This window comes from Williamsia sp., from assembly GCF_016462415.1.
In the GTDB taxonomy this organism is placed as follows: Bacteria; Actinomycetota; Actinomycetes; order Mycobacteriales; family Mycobacteriaceae; genus Williamsia_A.
The window spans coordinates 1-3,008 of the sequence record NZ_JAEMTF010000200.1 but is presented as its reverse complement, the minus strand read 5'-3'; the positions used below and the strand labels follow the sequence as shown (position 1 = coordinate 3,008).

The window sequence follows — 3,008 nt, the reverse complement described above, 5'->3', positions numbered from 1 at the left end:
GACTGCCCGTCGAAACCCAGGATCGCGATCGAGGCGGGCAGCATCGTGAAGTGGCGACCCCGCGCGATGGGTGACCCGATCCAGCGCGCCAGCAGCGACCGGGAGAAGTGCCCGTGCGTGACGAACACGACGTCGCCGTCGGACAGTCTCGGGGTGACCTTCTCGATGACGTGGTCGACCCGGTCGCTCATCTCCTCGGGCGTCTCACCGTTCGGACCGCCGTCGGAGAAGACCGTCCAGTCCGGGTCGGTCTCGTGGATCTGGGGACTGGTGCGTCCCTCGTAGTCGCCGTAATCCCACTCGGTGAGCAGCGGTTCGGTCTCGTCGACGCTCAGCCCCGCGAGCTGCGCGGTCCGCTGGGCCCGCAGCCGCGGCGACGCGATGACCGTCGGCGAGGTCAGCAGCAGTTCGGCGATCGGCTCGGCCAGACTGCGCGCCTGTTCGACGCCCTGCTCGGTCAGGTCGATGTCGGAGCTACCGGTGTGGCGCCCGGTACGGGACCATTCGGTCTCGCCGTGCCGGATGACGATCAGTCGATGTGTCGGGGTGCCCACGTCCGTCATTGTGCATCACGCCCGCATACGCTGGTGCTCTGTGCACGGGAGTATCGATGAGGGGTCGCCGGAAATGAACACTCACTTCTCACGCGACGGCCTGCGATGACCAAGGTCCTCGCGGTCGCGAATCAGAAGGGTGGGGTCGCCAAGACCACCACGGTCGCGTCCATCGGCGCCGCGCTGGCCGCGATGGACCTGTCGGTCCTCGTCGTCGACCTCGATCCGCAGGGATCGTTGACGTTCTCGCTCGGCCACGACCCCGACCTCATCACCACCTCGGTACACGAGGTGCTCCTCGGAGAGTCCGACATCGTCGACGCGCTGGTCTCCACCGAGGACGGGGTGACGCTGCTGCCCGCGACCATCGACCTCGCGGGCGCCGAGGCGCTGCTCCTGATGCGGCCGGGTCGTGAGTACGCGCTCAAGCGGGCCCTCAAGGAGGTCGCGCAGGACTACGACGTGATCCTGCTCGACTGCCCGCCGTCGCTCGGTGTGCTGACCCTCAACGGGCTGACCGCGGCCGACGAGGTGGCGGTCCCACTGCAGTGCGAGACGCTGGCCCACCGCGGCGTCGGACAGCTGCTGCGCACGGTGACCGAGGTCCAGCAGATCACCAACCCGGACCTCCGTCTGCTGGGCGTGATCCCGACGTTGTACGACGCACGGACCACGCACAGTCGCGACGTGCTCGCCGACGTCTCCGACCGCTACGACCTGCCGGTGCTGGCCCCGCCCATCCCGCGGACGGTGCGGTTCGCCGAGGCGTCGGCGTCAGGTGCCAGCGTGATGGCCGGTCGCAAGAACAAGGGGTCGCAGGCCTACCGCGAACTGTCGGACAACCTCTGGCAGCACTGGGATGCCGGCAAGCCGCTCGCGACCCTCGAGGCGACCGTCTGACGTCAGTTCCCGTACGGGCGGGTTCTCACGTGCCGAGCAGCATGTGGATTCGCCCGCCGTACAACTGGGCGACGTCGTTGCCGATCGGCGCGAGCGTGATGGTCCCGGAACGGTAACCGGGCCGGGCCACGGCGATGGTCCGGATCTGTCGGCCGTCGGCGGGATCGAGGATGGTGATCCCGGTCGGGCCGGGGACGAGCAGATCGCGACCCATGAGCGCCGCCGGCCCCAGCGTGCCGGGTACCTGGTAGGTCGGTGTGAGCGCGGACGCGTCGAGGATGACCGTGCTCTTACCGGTGTAGAAGCTCAGCAGGCCGTCGCGCGTCTGCGGTTGGGAGTCGGCGGGCGGAGTCGGGTCGCCGAGCACCTCGTGTGAGCTCGTCACGGTCGCGTTCATCGCGTACACCTGCAGTTGCGGGCCGCGAGCGGTCTCCAGCGGGCCCGAGGCGCCGACGTACACCGCGACCGCCGACGACGACACGGCGACCACGCGCGGCGGCGGCCCGGCGGTGCCGCTGGTGATGATGCGTGAGCCGCTCTCGTCGACCTTCTCGTCCTTGTCCTGCGCGGCGGCCATGATCGTCAGGCGGTAGCCGGGCTCGTCACCGCAGCGTTCGATCACGGCGATCTGATCGGAGCCGGTGGCGCTCGAGAGCAGAACGCACCCCGATCGGGGTTGGGTGCCGGGTTTGACCGGTGCCGACACCCGGCCGTACTCGACGCCGCGAACCATCGTCGAACCCCACGACTCGAGGCGTGAATCCCCCTGCGAGACCACGTAATCGGATCCGGCTGACAGGGTGACGGAGCTGTCGGCGGCACTGGCGCGGGTGGCCGCGCGGCGGCCGTCGGACGCGTCGAGTGCGGTGACCTCGCTGCAGCCGCGGCTGTTGCGGTAGACGGCGACGACGCGGGGCGACGACGAGTACGCACCGATGACACCGCAGAGCGGGTCGGCGCGGTGGTAGCTCCAGCGGACGTCGCCGGAGCCGGGATCGTGACCGGCCACCGTGCCGTCGTCGGCGGTGACCACGGCGCTGTCGGTGACGACGGTCGATGCGGTGTCCGCGGAGTCCGCCTGCCATCCGGCGGTGAACCCCGCCGGGGCAGAGGTGGCCGTGTCGATCGACGGCAGGGGCGCGGCCGCGAAGTCATCGGAGGCGCGACGTGACGAGCTCACCCACCAGACGGCCGCGGCGACGAGCGCCACGACCACCACGACCGCGACGACGATCGCGAGATCACCCCGGGTGCGTCGCTCGGGCCGGATCCGGACGGACGGGGTGGCCGCCCGCTCGGAGTCGGCTCCGGCGTCGCCGTCGGAGCCCGGGGTGCGAAGCCTCACTCGCCCGCGGAACCCACAGATGCCGATGCGTTGCCTGCGGCCGAGTCGCCTCCGCCGTTGCCACCTGCGCCGCGGCGACGACGCCGACGACGCGGCTTGGACGATCCGCCGTCCTCGGCCGTCTTCGTGCTGCCCTGGCCGACGTTGTCGGTCGAGGTGGCGTCGGTGTCCGCGGCGGCGCTCGCCGCGGCGGCACCACCCGAACGGGT

3 protein-coding genes and 1 pseudogene are annotated in these 3,008 nt (G+C 70.7%); 1 reads left to right on the top strand and 3 read right to left on the bottom strand.

Annotated features, from left to right (window positions below; all coding sequences use genetic code 11):
* A partial coding sequence (locus tag JHC79_RS23200) for an acid phosphatase (protein ID WP_296395364.1) occupies window positions 1-554 on the bottom strand: 554 nt, incomplete at its 3' end.
* Between the two features lie 105 nt (window positions 555-659).
* Between JHC79_RS23200 and JHC79_RS23195 the strand changes: the two genes are divergently transcribed.
* Window positions 660-1,454, top strand: a complete 795-nt coding sequence (locus JHC79_RS23195) for an AAA family ATPase (RefSeq protein WP_296395362.1) — start codon at window positions 660-662, stop codon at window positions 1,452-1,454.
* 25 nt (window positions 1,455-1,479) lie between these two features.
* Here JHC79_RS23195 and JHC79_RS23190 read toward each other — a convergent pair whose 3' ends face one another.
* Both JHC79_RS23190 and JHC79_RS23185 read right to left on the bottom strand, forming a co-directional pair.
* Window positions 1,480-2,799 (bottom strand): PQQ-binding-like beta-propeller repeat protein, encoded by a 1,320-nt coding sequence (locus tag JHC79_RS23190; RefSeq protein WP_296395360.1) that lies wholly within the window; start codon window positions 2,797-2,799, stop codon window positions 1,480-1,482.
* A pseudogene (locus JHC79_RS23185) lies at window positions 2,796-3,008 on the bottom strand (ATP-dependent helicase); the annotation flags it as partial. The gene JHC79_RS23190 and the pseudogene JHC79_RS23185, both read right to left, overlap by 4 nt.